A 16491-nucleotide genomic window follows, 5' to 3' on the forward strand; every position below is an offset into this window, starting at 1 on the left:
TCGCTCGCAACGCCGCAGCCCTGTCAGCACATTAGCGAACGGTGGTTGTCCTGAAACCTGCGAAAGAGGACAATTATCGGCTTCCCGTCACAACCAGCGACCTCGCATGGCCTTTCTTGCACTCGGTATCAACCATAAGACTGCCTCGGTAGACGTACGCGAGCGCGTGGCGTTTACCCCAGAGCAGCTGGTAGACGCCCTGCAGCAGCTCTGCCGACTGACGTCCAGCCGCGAAGCGGCGATTCTGTCGACGTGCAACCGCAGTGAACTCTATATAGAGCAGGACCACCTGTCCGCCGACGCCGTACTCAAATGGCTGGCCGATTACCACCGCCTCAGCCTCGACGAACTGCGCGCCAGTGCCTACGTGCACGAAGAGCACGACGCCGTGAAGCACATGATGCGCGTGGCCTCGGGCCTCGACTCGCTGGTGCTCGGCGAGCCCCAGATCCTCGGCCAGATGAAGTCTGCCTACGCCGTGGCCCGCGAAGCCGGTACTGTCGGGCCGTTGCTCGGGCGCCTGTTCCAGGCCACCTTCAGTGCTGCCAAACAGGTGCGTACCGACACCGCCATTGGCGAGAACCCGGTGTCGGTGGCCTTTGCCGCCGTCAGCCTGGCCAAGCAGATCTTCGCCGACCTGGGCCGTAGCCAGGCCCTGCTGATCGGCGCCGGCGAAACCATCACCCTGGTCGCCCGCCACCTGCATGAGCAGGGCGTGCGCCGCATCGTGGTGGCCAACCGCACCCTGGAGCGCGCCAGCATCCTGGCCGAACAGTTCGGTGCGCATGCCGTTCTGCTGGCCGACATCCCCCAGGAGCTGGCCAACAGCGACATCGTCATCAGCTCCACTGCCAGCCAGTTGCCGATCCTTGGCAAAGGCGCGGTCGAAAGTGCGCTGAAGCAGCGCCGGCACAAACCGATCTTCATGGTCGACATCGCCGTGCCCCGCGATATCGAAACCGAGGTCGGTGAGCTCGATGACGTCTACCTCTACACCGTCGATGACCTGCACGATGTGGTGGCGGAGAACCTCAAGAGCCGCCAAGGCGCGGCCCAGGCTGCCGAAGAACTGGTGACAGTCGGCGCCGAAGACTTCATGCTGCGCCTGCGTGAACTGGCTGCCGTGGATGTGCTCAAGGCCTATCGCCAGCAAAGCGAGCGCCTGCGCGACGAAGAACTGCAAAAGGCCCAGCGCCTGCTGGCCAACGGCGGCAACCCCGAGGACGTACTGGCCCAATTGGCCCGGGGCCTGACCAACAAACTCCTGCATGCGCCCAGCGTGCAGTTGAAAAAGCTCTCGGCCGAGGGGCGCGTCGATGCGCTGGCCATGGCCCAGGAACTCTTTGCCCTCAACGAGGGCTCGACGGACAAAACCCCGCAATGAAAGCGTCGCTGCTGAACAAACTGGAAATTCTCCAGGACCGCTTCGAAGAACTCACCGCCTTGCTCGGCGATGCCGAGGTCATTTCCGACCAGACGCGCTTTCGCGCGTATTCCCGCGAGTACGCCGAGGTCGAGCCGGTCTATGCTGCCTATAAAGAGTGGCGCAAAGTCCAGGACGACCTCGAAGGTGCCCAGGCGCTGCTCAAGGACAGTGACCCGGACATGCGCGAAATGGCCGTGGAAGAAGTGCGTGAAGCCAAGGAGCAACTGCTGGCCCTGGAGGCGCAGCTGCAGCGCATGCTGCTGCCCAAGGACCCGAATGATGGCCGCAACGTGTTCCTCGAGATCCGCGCCGGCACCGGTGGCGACGAGGCCGCGATCTTCTCGGGTGACCTGTTCCGCATGTATTCGCGTTACGCCGAAAAGCGTGGCTGGCGCCTGGAGATTTTGTCCGAGAACGAAGGCGAACACGGCGGCTACAAAGAAATCATCGCCCGTGTCGAAGGTGAAAACGTCTACGGCAAGCTCAAGTTCGAGTCTGGCGCACACCGCGTGCAGCGCGTGCCGGAGACCGAATCCCAGGGCCGCGTGCACACTTCCGCCTGCACCGTGGCGGTACTGCCCGAGCCAGACGAACAAGCGGCCATCGAAATCAACCCGGCTGACCTGCGCGTGGACACCTACCGCGCCTCCGGTGCCGGCGGCCAGCACGTCAACAAGACCGACTCGGCGATCCGCATCACCCACTTGCCCACCGGCATCGTGGTGGAGTGTCAGGAAGAGCGCTCGCAACACAAGAACCGCGCCCGCGCCATGTCCTGGCTGTCGGCGAAGCTCAACGACATGCAGACCAGCGCCGCCCAGAACGCCATTGCCAGCGAGCGCAAACTGCTGGTCGGGTCGGGTGACCGCTCGGAACGTATTCGTACCTACAATTACCCACAGGGGCGGGTGACCGATCACCGTATCAACCTGACCTTGTATTCGCTGGACGACATCCTCAGTGGTGGCGTGGACGCGGTGATCGAGCCGCTGCTGGCCGAATACCAGGCCGATCAACTGGCTGCCCTGGGGGACTGATGACCATCATCGCCAGCCTGCTGCGCAACGCACAGTTGCCAGAATCGCCTACCGAACGCCTGGATGCCGAACTGCTGCTGGCAGCGGCCATCGGCAAGTCGCGCAGTTATCTGCACACCTGGCCCGAGCGGATCGTCAGCAGCGAAGACGCGCAGACCTACGCCGGGTACCTGCAGCGCCGCCGCGGCGGTGAGCCGGTGGCGTATATCCTTGGCCAGCAAGGTTTCTGGAAGATCGACCTGGAAGTCGCGCCGCACACGCTCATCCCACGGCCGGATACCGAGCTGCTGGTGGAAACCGCCCTTGAACTGCAGCCCGCAGCCCCAGCCAGGGTTCTCGACCTGGGCACTGGCACGGGCGCCATCGCATTGGCCCTGGCCAGCGAGCGCCCCGCCTGGCAGGTCACGGCCGTAGACCGGGTGGCAGAGGCCGCTGCGCTTGCCGAGCGCAACCGGCAGCGCCTGGGCCTGAGCAATACCCAGGTGCGCCTCAGCCATTGGTTCGACAGCCTGGCCGATGAGCGTTTCGACCTGATCGTCAGCAACCCGCCCTACATCGCCGCCGCAGACCCACACCTGGTGGCTGGCGACGTGCGTTTCGAACCCAGCAGTGCGTTGGTGGCTGGCCCCGATGGGCTGGACGACCTGCGCGTGATCGTCACCCAGGCCCCTGGGCACCTGCTGCCGGGTGGCTGGTTGCTGCTGGAGCATGGCTATGATCAAGCCGCGGCAGTACGGGCCTTGCTGGTCGAACAGGGCTTCAACGAGGTGGCCAGCCGGACCGATCTGGGTGGCCATGAACGCATCAGCCTGGGGCGCCTGCCATGCTGAGTGATCAGGAACTGCTGCGCTACAGCCGCCAGGTGCTGCTGGCGCAGATCGATATCGACGGCCAGCTACGCCTCAAGCACAGCAAGGCATTGATTGTCGGGCTGGGTGGCCTGGGTTCGCCGGTCGCCCTGTACTTGGCAGCCGCGGGGGTTGGCGAACTGCACCTGGCGGACTTCGATACCGTCGACCTGACCAACCTGCAGCGCCAGGTGCTTCACGACAGCGACAGTGTCGGCATGAGCAAGGTCGACTCGGCGCTGCAGCGCCTGCAGGCCATCAACCCTGAAGTCACCCTGGTTGCCCACCGCCAGGCGCTGGACGACGACACCCTGGCAGCCGCGGTAGCGGCCGTCGACCTGGTACTGGACTGCTCCGATAATTTCTCCACGCGCGAGGCGGTCAACGCCGCCTGTTTCGCCGCCGGCAAACCCTTGGTCAGCGGTGCGGCAATCCGTTTGGAGGGGCAGCTGTCGGTGTTTGACCCGCGTCGCGACTACAGCCCTTGCTACCACTGCCTGTATGGGCATGGCAGTGAAGCCGAGCTGACCTGTAGCGAGGCGGGGGTGATCGGCCCACTGGTGGGCCTGGTCGGCAGCCTGCAGGCGTTGGAAGCGATGAAGCTGCTGGCAGGCTTCGGCGAGCCGCTGGTCGGTCGGCTGCTGTTGATCGACGCCCTCGGCACCCGTATTCGCGAACTGCGCGTCAAGCGCGACCCGGCGTGTGCCGTGTGCGGCAAGCGCGATGGCTGAGCGCTCGGCGCCGGTCGGCGTGATGGACTCAGGTGTTGGTGGCTTGTCGGTGCTCGCCGAGATCCAGCGCCTGTTGCCCAACGAGACACTGCTGTACGTGGCCGATTGCGGCCATGTGCCTTATGGCGAAAAGTCCCCGGACTACATCCGTGAGCGCTGCCGGCGCATTGCCGGGTTCTTCCGCGAGCAAGGCGCCAAGGCCCTGGTGCTGGCCTGCAACACCGCCACGGTGGCGGCCGCAGCGGATCTGCGCGAGCTGTACCCGAACTGGCCATTGGTGGGGATGGAGCCTGCAGTAAAGCCTGCCGCGGCTGCGACACGCTCAGGCGTGGTTGGCGTGCTGGCCACCACCGGCACGTTGCAAAGTGCCAAGTTCGCGGCTTTGCTCGACCGCTTCGCCAGCGACGTGCTGGTGATCACCCAGCCTTGCCCGGGGTTGGTCGAGCTGATCGAGACCGGCGACTTGTGCAGCCCCACGCTGCGCCAGATGCTGTGGGGCTATGTCGAGCCGCTGCTGGCCGCTGGTTGTGACACCTTGATCCTGGGCTGTACCCATTACCCCTTCCTGCGGCCGCTGCTGGCCGGCATGGTGCCGCCAGATGTGGCCATCATCGATACCGGTGCCGCCGTCGCCCGCCAGTTGCAGCGGCTGCTAGGCAACAATGGCCTGCTGGCCGCCGGACCGGCGCAGGCTACCCGCTTCTGGACCAGCGCCGATCCCTCTTCCCTGAAAAAAATCCTGCCTGTGCTGTGGCATAAGTCTGACGATGTGCAAAGCTTTGCCATGTGAAAAAAACGTGAAGAAAAGCTGAACTATCGTACCACTGCCGCTTTCTATGCCTTGCCTGAGATGAGGCGATCATTAAAACAGCACTAGGATGAAGGATGTTTCTCATGAAGAAACTGCTGGGCTTGGCGGCGGCTGCCGTTTTCACCATGGGGCAGGCAGTATTGGCGCAGGCTGCTGATGTATCGGTTTCGGTAGGGCAGACCGGTGACTCGACGATGGTCTACCGGCTGGGGCTGCAGTCGAACTGGGATGCCAGCTGGTGGCAGACCAGCGTCGGCCGCGTGACCGGCTATTGGGACGGTGCCTACACCTATTGGGACGGCGACGACACGGCTAGCAACCACAGCCTGTCGTTCGCACCCGTGTTCGTGTACGAGTTTGCCGGCCAGTCGGTCAAGCCCTACATCGAGGCGGGCATCGGCGTGGCAGCTTTCTCCAGCACCGAGCTGGAAAGCAACGAACTGGGTTCGTCGTTCCAGTTCGAAGACCGCATCGGCTTCGGCCTGCGCTTCGCCGGTGGGCATGAAATTGGTGTGCGTGCGATTCACTACTCGAACGCCGGCATCAAAGAGCCCAATGACGGGGTTGAAAGCTACAGCTTGCATTACCGCATGGCGCTCTGACCCGATCGGGTCAACCATCAACCGCCAAGCGCGACCCAGGTTCGCGCTTGGCGGGGAGCCTGCCGTCACCTTGGCGGCAGCGGCCATAGCCCACTGAGGTCAAGCGTTTCCAGTACCAACTCGGGCTCAGCCGCGGGCCAGCGCCGCAACAACTCCTGCGCGGCGCTTTGCGGCGTCCACTGCTCCGGAAAGGCTTGCGCAGGCGTCACTGGCGTTTTCAGCGACTGCGGCCCTACAACGGTCAGCGATATCCCCAACGCCTTGAGCGCATCACGTTGCTCACGTACCCACTGCGGCAGGTGGTTCCAACCGGCGGTTACCTGGCTTGGCGCGTACAACTGCAGGGCCGAATAACGGTTGAAAATAGCCATCACCTGGGGTGAGTCACCCTTTGCCAGCAAGGGCGTCACCGCTGTCAGGCAGTGCTTGCCCGCCAGCTGGTTGCTGGTGACGATGGCCTCGATCAATTCGCTGTCAGCCACATCGCCCGGCAGGTAATCGCTGGTGCCGGCATTGATGATCACGCCGTCCAGTGAGTGCCATTGACGGGCGATCAACTGACAAGCGTCAGCGGCTTGCTGTGCATCGTGCAACTGCCAGGGCACTTGCAGGAATTGCTGGCCATAGCGTTCGCCCAGCGCTTCGAACACAGGCGCATCCTTGCCACTCGCGGCCACCCGGTGGCCTTGGTCGAGCAGCCCTTGCAACAACGCCAAGCCAAGTCCATTGCCTGCGCCTGTAACCCAAAAACTGCGTGAGTTATTCAAGACGTTCTGCCCCCTGATGTTACCGTCGCGGCAGGCCCTTGAAGGCCTCCAATGCACGTTGGCGACTACTGCCCAGATCCACTATTGGATTGTGATACGAATTACCAGCGAAAAGATCCGTAGATTTCATCGGACCATGAATTGTTTTTTCATCGATATCGCGAAGCTCCGGCAGCCAGTGGCGAATGAAACGCCCCTGAGGGTCGAAACGCTGTGATTGCGAGACCGGGTTGAAAATACGGAAATAGGGCACCGAATCGGTGCCGGTGGAGGCGCTCCACTGCCAGCCGCCATTGTTGGCGGCCAGGTCACCGTCGATGAGGTGGCGCATGAAGTGGCGCTCGCCCTTGCGCCAGTCGATCAACAGGTTTTTGCTGAGGAACATGGCGACGATCATGCGCAGCCGGTTGTGCATCCAGCCCGTGTGCAGCAGCTGGCGCATGGCCGCGTCGATGATCGGGAAGCCGGTGCGGCCCTGCTCCCAAGCCTCGAGATCGCCCGGCGCATCGCGCCAGGGCAGGGCTTCGGTATGGCTGCGGAAGGCGCGGTGCCGGGAGACCTGTGGGTAGCCGGTAAGGATATGCTTGTAGAATTCGCGCCACAGCAGTTCGTTGACCCAGGTCTGCACACCCGTGCTACCGCTGTCGAATTCGCCCTTGTTTGCGGCAAGGGCCCCATGCAAGCACTGGCGCGGGGAAATTACCCCGGCGGCCAAATAAGGCGAAAGCTGGCTGGTCCCCGGCATTGCCGGCAGATCCCGGGTTTTAAGGTAATCGTCGATGGTTTCGTCCAGAAACTGCGACAGGCGCTGCTGTGCATGGGCCTCGCCCGCCGGCCAGTGCTCACGCAAGGCGCGCGGGGTTTTTTCGAAGCCGTCGATATGTTGCGGGATCGGGTCACTGTGGATCTTCAGCGCAGCCTGGCGCTTTACCCGCCGGGCCAGCGCAGGCAGGCTGCGGTGCAGGTGTTCAAGGCAGGTTTTCTTGAACTGGCTGAATACCTGAAAATAATCGCCACTGCGGGTCAGGATGGTGCCTGGGCGAAACAGCAGTTGGTCGAGATAGCTGTGCGCCTGGACAGACGCTTTTTCCAGCAGCTTGCGCGTAGCAGCGTCCCGGCGCTGCTCGTTGATGCCGTATTCCTCGTTCCAGTGCACGCTTTGCACCTGGTGTTGTTGGCAAACATCGAGTACGGCCTGAGGCGCCTGGTCCCAGGTGTCGATCTTGCGGATCAGCAGCGGGATGTTCAGCTTTTCCAGCGCCTGGCGCAGGTCGCGCAGGTTGCGTAGCCAGAAATCGACTTTGCAGTCAGCATCGTCGTGCGCGCGCCATTGCCCGGGGCTGACCAGCCACAAGGCGATGGTCGGCCCGCGCTCGGTCGCAGCGCTCAGTGCGGTGTTGTCATCGATGCGCAGGTCACTACGCAGCCAGGTCAGGTGCATGGGGCATTGATCTCTACAGGCTGGCGGTCATGGGCTTGAAGCAGGCGCAAGGCCGCTTGCGGGGTATCGAACAGGAAAAGGTCAGGCAGTTCGCTGTCTTTGAGGCGGGTTTCATGCAGTGCAACCATGCTGCCACCAAGCAACTTCGGCCCCGGCACCCCTTGCAGGGCACGCAGCAAGGCTTTGTCGTCCATGCGCGGGCCCAGGTGCAGTAGCACGGCCCGGGGTTGGAAGATGTTGACTGCGCTTTGCAGTTGCGCCGCGCTGACGGGCTGCTCGAGCACCTCAACGGGGATGCCATTGCTGGCGAACAACCAGGCGCACAGCCACAGCCCTGGGCTGAAGGCGCGCTCGCTGTCTTCGGCCAGAAGCACGGCGGGGCCGTGCAGCAACTGGTTGTCGTGGTAGACGCGGGCGCCCAGCTTGCTGCGTAGCCAGCCGTAGAAGAACACCTGCTCCAGCCGCGCGTTGAAGTAGCTGCCCCAGCGCAGGTTGAGCAGGTCGAGCAAGGGCAGCAGCAATTGTTCGCACAGGGTCAGAGCCGGATACAGCGCCATGGCCTGGTTGAGTTGCTGGTCCAGGTTACGTTGCGACAGGCTGGCGATGGCTTCGACCAGCTCGTACTGACGGGCTTGCCAGTCGCCTTTGGGCGCGCTGCTGGTTGGTTTGTCGAGCAATTCGCGCACTTGGCCAACAGAGGCACCCCGCTGCAACCAGGCCAGGATCGTTTCCACCCGTTCCACCTGACTTTGTGGGTACAGGCGGTGCCCCTTCGCTGTGCGTTGTGGTTTCAGCAGGCCATAACGGCGCTCCCAGGCGCGCAGCGTGACCGGGTTCACCCCGGTGCGGCGGGCCAACTCGCCTATTGGCAACAGCACCTCAGACCGCATTGCGTAAACCCAGGCTTTCAGGGTGGGGTTGCAGGTAGGTTTGCTGAAGCAGGTACGGGTCCGGATGCTTGCGCAGGTGGTGTTTGAGCAGCGTCAGTGGCACCACCAGCGGCACGACGCCCTGCTGGTACTGGCCGATGATCGTCTGCAGCTCGGCTTTGTCCTGCTGGGTGAGGGTGTCCTTGAAATAGCCGCTGAGGTGCTGCAGCACATTGCAGTGGGTGCCACGGCTGGCACAGCGGCGCAGCGCCTGCATCAGCTGGCTGAAATACCGCTGGCCCACCTGTTGCGGGTCATCGTCCTTGCTCATGCTGCCGAGCAGGCGCCCGAGGGTGCGGTAGGCCTGAGGGTTGTTGGCCATCAACAGGTACTTGTAGCGCGAGTGGAAGCTTACCAAGGCACCCCGGCTGAGGCCTTCGGCCAGCAGGCGTTGCCAGTCGGCATAGGCATAGACACGGCTTATGAAGTTCTCGCGCAGCACCGGGTCATGCAGCCGGCCTTCCTCTTCCACCGGCAGGTCGGGGCGTAGCGCGCAGAAAGCCTGGGCAAAGGCGCCGCGACCACTCTGCACCGCAGGGTGGCCGTTTGGCTGATAGACCTTGACCCGTTCCAAGCCGCAGGAGGGCGATTTCTGCATGAAGATATAGCCGCAGATGTCACCCAGCTCAGCGGCCATCTGCTCGCCATAGCTGCGTAGCGGCCCGGTCAGGTCCATGCCCGGGTTGCGGGTGCCGACCACTTCAGGGTTGTTCGGGTCGCCAACCAGGCGGATCGGATCGCGAGGCACGCCTAGCCCGATGGCTACCTCTGGGCAAACAGGCAGCCATTCGAAATGTTCTTCCAGTTGCGTGCGACACAGGTCGGAGGCCTTGTGGCCGCCGTTATAGCGCACGCTGTGCCCGGTGAGGCAGGCGCTGATGGCAATACGCGGCTTGCTGTGGGTGGGCGGGTTTAGCATGACTGCCTCCAAAAACCTGTACGTTTGTAAAAACTTGTACAGGTTTATTCCAGCACAGTGCGGAAGTTATGCAAACCAGTTTTTTTGTATAAGGCGAAATCAGTCCAAGTGTTCGAGCAGTCGCCGTGCTGCTTCCTGGCCGCTGAGCCAGGCGCCTTCTACACGCCCCGACAAGCACCAGTCGCCGCATGCATACAAGCCTTGGTCGGCATCGGCCAGGGCGCCCCACTCATGGTTGCTGCTCGGGCGGGCATACAGCCAGCGGTGGGCCAGGGAGAACGCGGGCGCGGGCACCACGCAGCCGATCAGTTCGGCGAATTCGCCGTACAGATGCTCGATCACTGCCTCTCTGGGCAGGTCGATATGCTGCCGGCTCCAGTCTGCCGTTGCGTGCAATATCCAGGTATCGGGCTGCTCGTCGCGGCCAGGCTTGCTGCGGTTGCGTGCCAGCCAATCGAGGGCGCTGTCCTGCACGAAGCAGCCTTGCATCGGTGTATCCAGCGGGGCCTGGAATGCCAGGGCCACGGCCCAGGTGGGTTCCATCTGCACGCCGGCCGCCACGGCAGCCAACTTGGGCGTGGCGGCCAGCAGCGGTGTCGCCTGGGGCGCCGGCACGGCAATTACCACGCGGCTGAAGGGGCCGTGGCTGCAGCCGTCGGTATCCTGCAGGTGCCAGTACTGCTTGCCGCGAAACACCTCGGCAATGCGGCAGTCGAAATTCACCGTCACGTCCTTGAGCAGGCCGCGGGTGATCGCGCTCATGCGCGGCACGCCTACCCAGCGTGTCTGCTCGTCGGGGGAGGGGCTGAGGGTGCCGTCGCGGTAGTTGTACAGCTGGGGTTTCCACTGCTCTGCCCAGCCTGCAGCCACCCATTGCTGGACCTGCTCGACAAAGCGCCGGTCGCGGGCAGTGAAATACTGCGCGCCAAGGTCGAGGGCGCCGGCCTCGCTGCGCTTGCTGGCCATGCGCCCGCCGCTGCCCTTGCCTTTATCGAACAAGTGCACCGACTGCCCGGCCTTCTGCAAAGCCTGGGCGGCAGACAAGCCGGCGATACCGGCACCAATGATGGCAATAGGTACTGTCATGATGGCCTCTTCAAACCTTGCTATGAGCAGACTACGCTGTCAGGAAAACCTGTACAAAGCAAAAATATTGTATAAGGTAATTCCGCTTTGCCGGACAGGTTGGCCTATGTTTATCCGAGAGCGTCGGGTCAAAAAAGTGCCTTGATGTTAAAAATAGACCACCGCTGCAATCTGCGAGGACACAGGCATGCATATATTGCTGACAGGCGGTACCGGGTTGATTGGCAAGCACCTGTGCCAGTACTGGCTCAGCCAGGGCCACCGGCTGACAGTGTGGAGCCGGCGGCCACAGGAGGTGGCGAAACTCTGCGGCGCCGGGGTGCGTGGCATCGCCCGGCTTGAGCAACTGGAGGCAGACGATCAGCTCGATGCAGTGGTCAACCTGGCGGGGGCGCCGATTGCCGACCGGCCCTGGACGGCCGCCCGGCGCAACCTGTTGTGGGCTAGCCGCATTGCCCTGACCGAGCAGCTGCTGGCTTGGCTGGGCACCCGCGAACAGCGCCCTGAGGTGTTGCTATCCGGGTCAGCGGTGGGCTGGTACGGAGACGGCGGTGAGCGCGAACTGACCGAGGCCTCGCCCCCGGTGCGGGAAGATTTCGCCAGCCAGTTGTGTATAGCCTGGGAAGAAACAGCCCAGCGCTCGCAGGCCCAGGGCATCCGTGTGGTGTTGGTGCGTACCGGGCTGGTGCTGGCCAGCGATGGCGGCTTTTTGTCGCGCTTGCGCATCCCCTTCAAGCTGGGGCTGGGTGGGCCGTTGGGCAACGGTCGGCAGTGGATGCCGTGGATCCATATAGACGACCAGGTCGCCCTGATTGATTTTCTCTTGCAGCATAAGGACGCCAGCGGTCCTTATAATGCCTGCGCTCCAACGCCCGTGCGCAACCGCGAGTTCGCCAGGCGGCTGGGCCGTGCGCTGCATCGGCCGGCGCTATTGCCGGTGCCGGCACTGCTGCTCAAGGCCGGCTTGGGCGAGCTGTCGACCTTGCTGTTGGGCGGCCAGCGTGCGCGCCCGGTACGTTTGCTGGAGGCGGGCTTCGCCTTCCGCTTCAATGATCTGCAATCGGCCCTGGACGACCTGTCCAGCCGCCTCTGACATAGGACGCTGCATGACTGATCACGCCCTGCTGCTGGTCAACCTGGGTTCCCCGGCCTCCACTTCGGTGGCCGATGTACGCCGCTACCTCAACCAGTTTCTGATGGACCCATACGTGGTGGACCTGCCTTGGCCACTGCGGCGGCTGCTGGTGTCGTTGATCCTGATCAAGCGACCGGAGCAGTCGGCCCATGCCTATGCGTCCATCTGGTGGGAAGAGGGCTCGCCGTTGGTGGTGCTGACCCGCCGCCTGCAGGCTGCCATGGTCGAGCATTGGCCGCATGGGCCGGTTGAAATAGCCATGCGTTACGGCCAGCCGGCGCTGGAGGATGTGTTGGCGCGTCTGGCAGCGCAGGGCGTGCGCAGGGTTACCCTGGCGCCGTTGTACCCACAGTTCGCGGACAGTACGGTGACCACGGTCGTGGAGTTGGCGAAACAGACCATCCAAGAGCGCCAGTTGCCGTTGCAAATGCGGGTGCTGCAGCCGTTCTACGAGCACCCCGCGTATATCCAGGCACTGGCGGCCAGCGCCGAACCTTACCTGGCACAGGATTACGACCACCTGTTGCTGAGTTTTCATGGGCTGCCGGAGCGGCACCTGAAAAAGCTGTACCCGCGCGGCACGCGCGGCAAGCATGATCTGCGTGCAGCCGACTGCTGCAAAGATGCCAGCGCCGAGGTGCGCGCGGTGTGTTACCGGGGTCAGTGCCTGGCGACCGCCAAAGCGTTTGCGGCGCAGTTGGGTATACCCGACGGCAAGTGGTCGGTGAGTTTCCAGTCGCGGCTGGGGCGTGACAAGTGGATCGAACCGTACACCGAAACACGCCTGGACGAGCTGGCCAAGGCGGGGGTCAGGAAGTTGCTGGTGATGTGCCCGGCATTCGTGGCCGACTGCATCGAAACGCTGGAAGAAATCGGCATGCGCGGCAGTGAGCAGTTTGTCGAGGCCGGCGGGCGGGAGCTGGTGCTGGTGCCGTGCTTGAACGACCACCCGCAGTGGGTAAGGGTGTTGGCGGACATGTGTGAAAAGGCCTGAGTGAACCGGCCTTTTCGCGGGTGAACCCGCTCCCACAGGGTGTTTTGCTGCCCTGTGGGCGCTCAGGTCAAGGGTGGCTCAAGGCTGCTGATCCTCGAGCTTCTTGTGCTTCCAGCCGTCATTGCCAGGCAAGATCAGGTTCAGGGCAATCGCCACGATGGCACACAGTGCAATCCCCTTCAGGCCCCAGTCATCCGGGCCATCACCGCTGCCGATCAGTACCCCGCCAATACCGAACACCAGGGTCACCGACACGATCACCAGGTTGCGCGCTTCGGCCAGGTCGACCTTGTGGCGGATCATGGTGTTCAAGCCTACCGCGGCGATCGAGCCGAACAGCAGGCACAGGATGCCGCCCATCACCGGCACCGGAATACTCTGCAGCAGCGCGCCGAACTTGCCGATGAATGCCAGGGTAATGGCGAATACCGCCGCCCAGGTCATGATCTTCGGGTTGTAGTTCTTGGTCAGCATCACCGCACCGGTCACTTCGGCGTAGGTGGTATTGGGCGGGCCGCCGAACAGGCCGGCGGCGGTGGTGGCCAGGCCGTCACCCAGCAGGGTGCGGTGCAGGCCGGGCTTCTTCAGGTAGTCACGGCCGGTTACGCTGCCAACCGCGATAACCCCGCCAATGTGCTCGATCGCAGGTGCCAAGGCTACCGGAACGATGAACAGAATGGCCTGCCAGTTGAACGCTGGTGCCGTGAAGTTGGGCATTTCCAGCCAGGGGGCAGCGGCGATTCTGGCGGTGTCGACCACGCCAAAGGCAAATGACAGGGCAAAACCCACCAGCACGCCAGCGATGATCGGCACCAGGCGGAAGATGCCTTTGCCGAACACGGCGACGATCAGTGTGGTCAGCAGCGCCGGCATGGAGATCAGCATGGCTGTCTTGTACGGCAGCAGCACGCTCCCGTCGCCAGCCTTGCCCATCGCCATGTTGGCAGCAATCGGCGCCATGGCCAGGCCGATGGAGATGATCACCGGCCCGATCACCACGGGCGGCAGCATGCGGTCGATGAAACCGGTGCCTTTGATTTTCACCATCAGGCCCATGAAGGTATACACGAAACCTGCGGCCATCACGCCGCCCATGGTCTCGGCCAGGCCGAACTGGCCTTTGGCGAGAATGATCGGGGTGATGAAGGCGAAGCTGGAAGCCAGGAACACCGGGACCTGACGGCCGGTGACCAACTGGAACAGCAAGGTACCGATACCCGCGGTGAACAGCGCGACGTTCGGGTCCAGGCCGGTGATCAGTGGCATCAGTACCAGCGCACCGAATGCCACGAAGAGCATCTGCGCGCCCGAAACGACCTGGCGCCAGAGCGGGTCGTTGAAGCCGTCCTGCATGTTCAGGCGTCCTTTTGCTTGGTGCCGAAGATCTTGTCACCGGCATCGCCGAGGCCCGGCACGATATAGCCGTGCTCGTTCAGGCGCTGGTCGATCGAGGCGGTGTAGATCTGTACATCGGGGTGAGCCTTTTCCACCACGTCGATGCCTTCTGGTGCCGCGACCAGGACCATGGCGCGAATCTCTTTGCAGCCCGCCTTCTTCAACAGGTCGATGGTGGCAACCATCGAGCCGCCGGTTGCCAGCATGGGGTCGATGATCAATGCCAGGCGCTGGTTGATGTCCGGGGCGAGCTTTTCCAGGTAGGTGTGGGCTTCGAGGGTCTCTTCGTTGCGGGCAACACCGACCGCGCTCACCTTGGCACCCGGGATCAGGCTGAGTACGCCGTCGAGCATGCCGATGCCGGCACGCAGAATGGGCACTACGGTGATCTTCTTGCCGGCGATTTTCTCTACCGCGACCTTGCCACACCAGCCATCGATCTCGTAGGTTTCGAGCGGCAGGTCCTGGGTGGCTTCATAAGTCAGAAGAGCGCCGACTTCCTGGGCGAGTTCGCGAAAATTCTTGGTGCTGATATCGGCACGGCGCATCAGGCCGAGCTTGTGGCGGATCAGCGGGTGGCGGATCTCACGAGTGGGCATAGGGGGGCTCCGAAAGGCGGGCAAAAAAACCGCGCTAGATTAATCTATTCAGCCTGCGCTGTCGTCTGGTCATTCTGCACGTTAGTCCATAAACGCTTGATCTGTGACGAGCGGATGCGTACCTTTGCCCGCTTTTCCAAAATCCCCCGGAGCGCGCCATGTCCGCCGATCTCGAGCATATCCGTCAAGTCATGCGTGAAGCTGACTGCCTGTACACCGAAGCCGAGGTCGAAGCGGCCATCGCCAAGGTGGGCGAGCAGATCTGCAAGGACCTGCACGACAAGAACCCTGTGGTCTTCTGCGTGATGAACGGTGGCCTGATCTTCTCCGGCAAACTGCTGACCCACCTGCAGTTCCCGCTGGAAGCTTCCTACCTGCACGCCACGCGCTACCGCAACCAGACCAGTGGCGGCGAGCTGTTCTGGAAGGCCAAGCCCGAGGTGTCGTTCATCGACCGCGACGTGCTGATCGTCGACGACATCCTCGATGAAGGCCATACCCTCAGTGCCATCATCGAGTTCTGCAAGCACGCCGGCGCGCGCTCGGTGTACACCGCCGTGCTGATCGACAAGGACCACGACCGCAAAGCCAGCCCGGACCTCAAGGCCAACTACGTGGGCCTGCCCTGCATCGACCGCTACATCTTCGGCTATGGCATGGACTACAAAGGCTACTGGCGCAACGCCAACGGCATCTTCGCCGTCAAGGGCCTGTAAAAACGGCCACGTGCTAGAGTGGGGCTTCATACAAGGAGCCTCACATGCGTGCGTTTCTCCCCCTTCTGGTGGCCGTCAGCCTGCCGCTGGCCGCTGCACCGCTGCACAGCCAGTTCCTGCCCCCGGACGACCTGGCCCTGCGTCAGGAAGCACCCACCAGCCAGCAGTTGCTGCAAGTGACCGACTACTCGGTGGTAGTCGGTGCCCAGCGGCAGTCCGACCAGCAGCCGATCCCGATCACCTCGTCGCTGCAAGTGCGCCTGAAGGGCAAGCCGCTGAGCAAGGGGGCGACCATTGCCCAGGTGCTGCTGACATTCGACGGTGAGGCCGCCAAGAGCCTCAAGAAACCGGTGTACGACGACAAGACCCGCACCTTGAGCCTGAATTACCCCCTCAGCGACTACCGGGTGATCATGGACCTGCTGCGCAACGAAACGCTGTATGTGCAGTTCCTCACCTATGGCAACGGCCACATCTGGGCCGACCTGCACACGGGCACCGTACGTACGCGTTGAGGCGCGCGGCCTGCGGGGGGTAAACTGCCGGCCTTCGAAATTCCGTGATGGTCCAGATGGAGCCGGCAATGCGTAAAGACAAGAAACAGGTAATCGGTGACGAAATCAGCGACGACTACATCAAGTCGTTCCTTCAGTTCGAGCCGGCCGATGGCGTCACCTCACCCTCGCTGCACAAACTGGTGAAAGCCTACCGCGGCCTGCGTGTGGACGACTTCCAGCGTTTTGTCGGGTTCTTCGTCGAAGCCGGCCTGGACCTGGATGGCAAGGACGAACACGGCAAAACCTTCGTCGAGCAGATCGCCGACCAGCGCAATGCGCAGGAATACATCGAGATCATCGCCCAGGCCCGTGGTTGATCGTTGGCCTGTGCCGCCTTCTCGCGGCCCAGGCTGACCAACACGCAGGCAAAAAAACGCCCCGAAGGGGGATGCCTGTCCTTTAAGCGTTATTGGGGCTGCTTTGCAGCCCTTCGCGGGCGCGCCCGCTCCCACACGTTTGGCGCTGCACTCAATAAATGCGCGACCCCTGTGGGAGCGG

At 63.1% G+C, this 16491-nt stretch carries 18 protein-coding genes; 11 read left to right on the forward strand and 7 right to left on the reverse strand.

Going from position 1 to position 16491, the window contains the following annotated elements; genetic code table 11:
* Positions 1–106 precede the first annotated feature (106 nt).
* From hemA to DMX12_RS22385, 6 genes are all read left to right on the forward strand, one after another.
* Complete coding sequence (gene hemA / locus DMX12_RS22360; protein ID WP_009682968.1) at positions 107–1384, forward strand: glutamyl-tRNA reductase; 1278 nt, start codon at positions 107–109, stop codon at positions 1382–1384.
* Positions 1381–2463, forward strand: coding sequence for a peptide chain release factor 1 (prfA, locus tag DMX12_RS22365; protein WP_110679471.1), 1083 nt, complete (start codon positions 1381–1383; stop codon positions 2461–2463). Before hemA ends, prfA begins: the two co-directional genes overlap by 4 nt.
* Positions 2463–3293, forward strand: coding sequence for a peptide chain release factor N(5)-glutamine methyltransferase (prmC, locus tag DMX12_RS22370; protein ID WP_110679472.1), 831 nt, complete (start codon positions 2463–2465; stop codon positions 3291–3293). The genes prfA and prmC overlap by 1 nt, the downstream gene beginning before the upstream one ends.
* Positions 3287–4042: a molybdopterin-synthase adenylyltransferase MoeB gene (locus tag DMX12_RS22375; RefSeq protein ID WP_110679473.1), complete on the forward strand. Its 756-nt coding sequence runs from the start codon at positions 3287–3289 to the stop codon at positions 4040–4042. The genes prmC and DMX12_RS22375 overlap by 7 nt, the downstream gene beginning before the upstream one ends.
* A complete protein-coding gene (gene murI / locus DMX12_RS22380; RefSeq protein ID WP_029886862.1) occupies positions 4035–4832 on the forward strand; it encodes a glutamate racemase in 798 nt (265 codons plus the stop codon). The genes DMX12_RS22375 and murI overlap by 8 nt, the downstream gene beginning before the upstream one ends.
* A gap of 104 nt (positions 4833–4936) precedes the next feature.
* Entirely contained in the window at positions 4937–5455 is a 519-nt protein-coding gene (locus tag DMX12_RS22385) for an acyloxyacyl hydrolase (protein WP_033744719.1), read from the forward strand.
* Positions 5456–5520: 65 nt separating this feature from the next.
* On the opposite strand, the gene DMX12_RS22390 is transcribed toward DMX12_RS22385, so the two are convergent.
* From DMX12_RS22390 to DMX12_RS22410, 5 genes are all read right to left on the reverse strand, one after another.
* Positions 5521–6222 carry an SDR family NAD(P)-dependent oxidoreductase gene (locus DMX12_RS22390; RefSeq protein ID WP_110679474.1) on the reverse strand — a complete coding sequence of 234 codons (702 nt, stop codon included), beginning with the start codon at positions 6220–6222 and terminating at the stop codon, positions 5521–5523.
* 19 nt (positions 6223–6241) lie between these two features.
* Positions 6242–7663: a deoxyribodipyrimidine photo-lyase gene (gene phrB, locus DMX12_RS22395; RefSeq protein ID WP_029886859.1), complete on the reverse strand. Its 1422-nt coding sequence runs from the start codon at positions 7661–7663 to the stop codon at positions 6242–6244.
* Positions 7654–8553, reverse strand: a complete 900-nt coding sequence (locus DMX12_RS22400; protein WP_110679475.1) for a MerR family transcriptional regulator — start codon at positions 8551–8553, stop codon at positions 7654–7656. Before DMX12_RS22400 ends, phrB begins: the two co-directional genes overlap by 10 nt.
* Complete coding sequence (locus DMX12_RS22405) at positions 8543–9511, reverse strand: DUF523 and DUF1722 domain-containing protein (RefSeq protein WP_110679476.1); 969 nt, start codon at positions 9509–9511, stop codon at positions 8543–8545. The genes DMX12_RS22400 and DMX12_RS22405 overlap by 11 nt, the downstream gene beginning before the upstream one ends.
* 99 nt (positions 9512–9610) lie before the next feature.
* Positions 9611–10597 carry an NAD(P)/FAD-dependent oxidoreductase gene (locus DMX12_RS22410; RefSeq protein ID WP_009682957.1) on the reverse strand — a complete coding sequence of 329 codons (987 nt, stop codon included), beginning with the start codon at positions 10595–10597 and terminating at the stop codon, positions 9611–9613.
* A gap of 187 nt (positions 10598–10784) precedes the next feature.
* Here DMX12_RS22410 and DMX12_RS22415 point away from each other — a divergent pair, with 187 nt between their 5' ends.
* A complete protein-coding gene (locus DMX12_RS22415; protein ID WP_110679477.1) occupies positions 10785–11690 on the forward strand; it encodes a TIGR01777 family oxidoreductase in 906 nt (301 codons plus the stop codon).
* A gap of 13 nt (positions 11691–11703) precedes the next feature.
* Entirely contained in the window at positions 11704–12726 is a 1023-nt protein-coding gene (gene hemH / locus DMX12_RS22420; protein WP_110679478.1) for a ferrochelatase, read from the forward strand.
* Positions 12727–12804: 78 nt separating this feature from the next.
* On the opposite strand, the gene DMX12_RS22425 is transcribed toward hemH, so the two are convergent.
* Positions 12805–14079 (reverse strand): uracil-xanthine permease family protein, encoded by a 1275-nt coding sequence (locus DMX12_RS22425; protein ID WP_009682954.1) that lies wholly within the window; start codon positions 14077–14079, stop codon positions 12805–12807.
* Between the two features lie 2 nt (positions 14080–14081).
* A complete protein-coding gene (gene upp / locus DMX12_RS22430) occupies positions 14082–14720 on the reverse strand; it encodes a uracil phosphoribosyltransferase (RefSeq protein WP_009682953.1) in 639 nt (212 codons plus the stop codon).
* A 158-nt stretch (positions 14721–14878) separates the two neighbouring features.
* On the opposite strand from upp, the gene DMX12_RS22435 reads away from it, so the two are divergent.
* From DMX12_RS22435 to DMX12_RS22445, 3 genes are all read left to right on the forward strand, one after another.
* Positions 14879–15436: a hypoxanthine-guanine phosphoribosyltransferase gene (locus DMX12_RS22435; protein WP_009682952.1), complete on the forward strand. Its 558-nt coding sequence runs from the start codon at positions 14879–14881 to the stop codon at positions 15434–15436.
* A gap of 44 nt (positions 15437–15480) precedes the next feature.
* Positions 15481–15951, forward strand: coding sequence for a hypothetical protein (locus tag DMX12_RS22440; RefSeq protein WP_054912102.1), 471 nt, complete (start codon positions 15481–15483; stop codon positions 15949–15951).
* Between the two features lie 68 nt (positions 15952–16019).
* A complete protein-coding gene (locus DMX12_RS22445; RefSeq protein WP_009682950.1) occupies positions 16020–16310 on the forward strand; it encodes a PA4642 family protein in 291 nt (96 codons plus the stop codon).
* Positions 16311–16491: the final 181 nt, after the last annotated feature.

Source organism: Pseudomonas sp. MB-090624 (assembly GCF_003205245.1).
Lineage (GTDB): Bacteria > Pseudomonadota > Gammaproteobacteria > Pseudomonadales > Pseudomonadaceae > Aquipseudomonas > Aquipseudomonas juntendi.

Excerpts from the sequence above, each read along its gene's own strand:
- hemA (WP_009682968.1), top strand. The coding sequence starts at position 107 with ATGGCCTTTCTTGCACTCGGTATCAACCATAAGACTGCCTCGGTAGAC.
- prfA (WP_110679471.1), top strand. The coding sequence starts at position 1,381 with ATGAAAGCGTCGCTGCTGAACAAACTGGAAATTCTCCAGGACCGCTTC.
- prmC (WP_110679472.1), top strand. The coding sequence starts at position 2,463 with ATGACCATCATCGCCAGCCTGCTGCGCAACGCACAGTTGCCAGAATCG.
- DMX12_RS22375 (WP_110679473.1), top strand. The coding sequence starts at position 3,287 with ATGCTGAGTGATCAGGAACTGCTGCGCTACAGCCGCCAGGTGCTGCTG.
- murI (WP_029886862.1), top strand. The coding sequence starts at position 4,035 with ATGGCTGAGCGCTCGGCGCCGGTCGGCGTGATGGACTCAGGTGTTGGT.
- DMX12_RS22385 (WP_033744719.1), top strand. The coding sequence starts at position 4,937 with ATGAAGAAACTGCTGGGCTTGGCGGCGGCTGCCGTTTTCACCATGGGG.
- phrB (WP_029886859.1), bottom strand. The coding sequence starts at position 7,663 with ATGCACCTGACCTGGCTGCGTAGTGACCTGCGCATCGATGACAACACC.
- DMX12_RS22400 (WP_110679475.1), bottom strand. The coding sequence starts at position 8,553 with ATGCGGTCTGAGGTGCTGTTGCCAATAGGCGAGTTGGCCCGCCGCACC.
- DMX12_RS22405 (WP_110679476.1), bottom strand. The coding sequence starts at position 9,511 with ATGCTAAACCCGCCCACCCACAGCAAGCCGCGTATTGCCATCAGCGCC.
- DMX12_RS22410 (WP_009682957.1), bottom strand. The coding sequence starts at position 10,597 with ATGACAGTACCTATTGCCATCATTGGTGCCGGTATCGCCGGCTTGTCT.
- DMX12_RS22415 (WP_110679477.1), top strand. The coding sequence starts at position 10,785 with ATGCATATATTGCTGACAGGCGGTACCGGGTTGATTGGCAAGCACCTG.
- hemH (WP_110679478.1), top strand. The coding sequence starts at position 11,704 with ATGACTGATCACGCCCTGCTGCTGGTCAACCTGGGTTCCCCGGCCTCC.
- DMX12_RS22425 (WP_009682954.1), bottom strand. The coding sequence starts at position 14,079 with ATGCAGGACGGCTTCAACGACCCGCTCTGGCGCCAGGTCGTTTCGGGC.
- upp (WP_009682953.1), bottom strand. The coding sequence starts at position 14,720 with ATGCCCACTCGTGAGATCCGCCACCCGCTGATCCGCCACAAGCTCGGC.
- DMX12_RS22435 (WP_009682952.1), top strand. The coding sequence starts at position 14,879 with ATGTCCGCCGATCTCGAGCATATCCGTCAAGTCATGCGTGAAGCTGAC.
- DMX12_RS22440 (WP_054912102.1), top strand. The coding sequence starts at position 15,481 with ATGCGTGCGTTTCTCCCCCTTCTGGTGGCCGTCAGCCTGCCGCTGGCC.
- DMX12_RS22445 (WP_009682950.1), top strand. The coding sequence starts at position 16,020 with ATGCGTAAAGACAAGAAACAGGTAATCGGTGACGAAATCAGCGACGAC.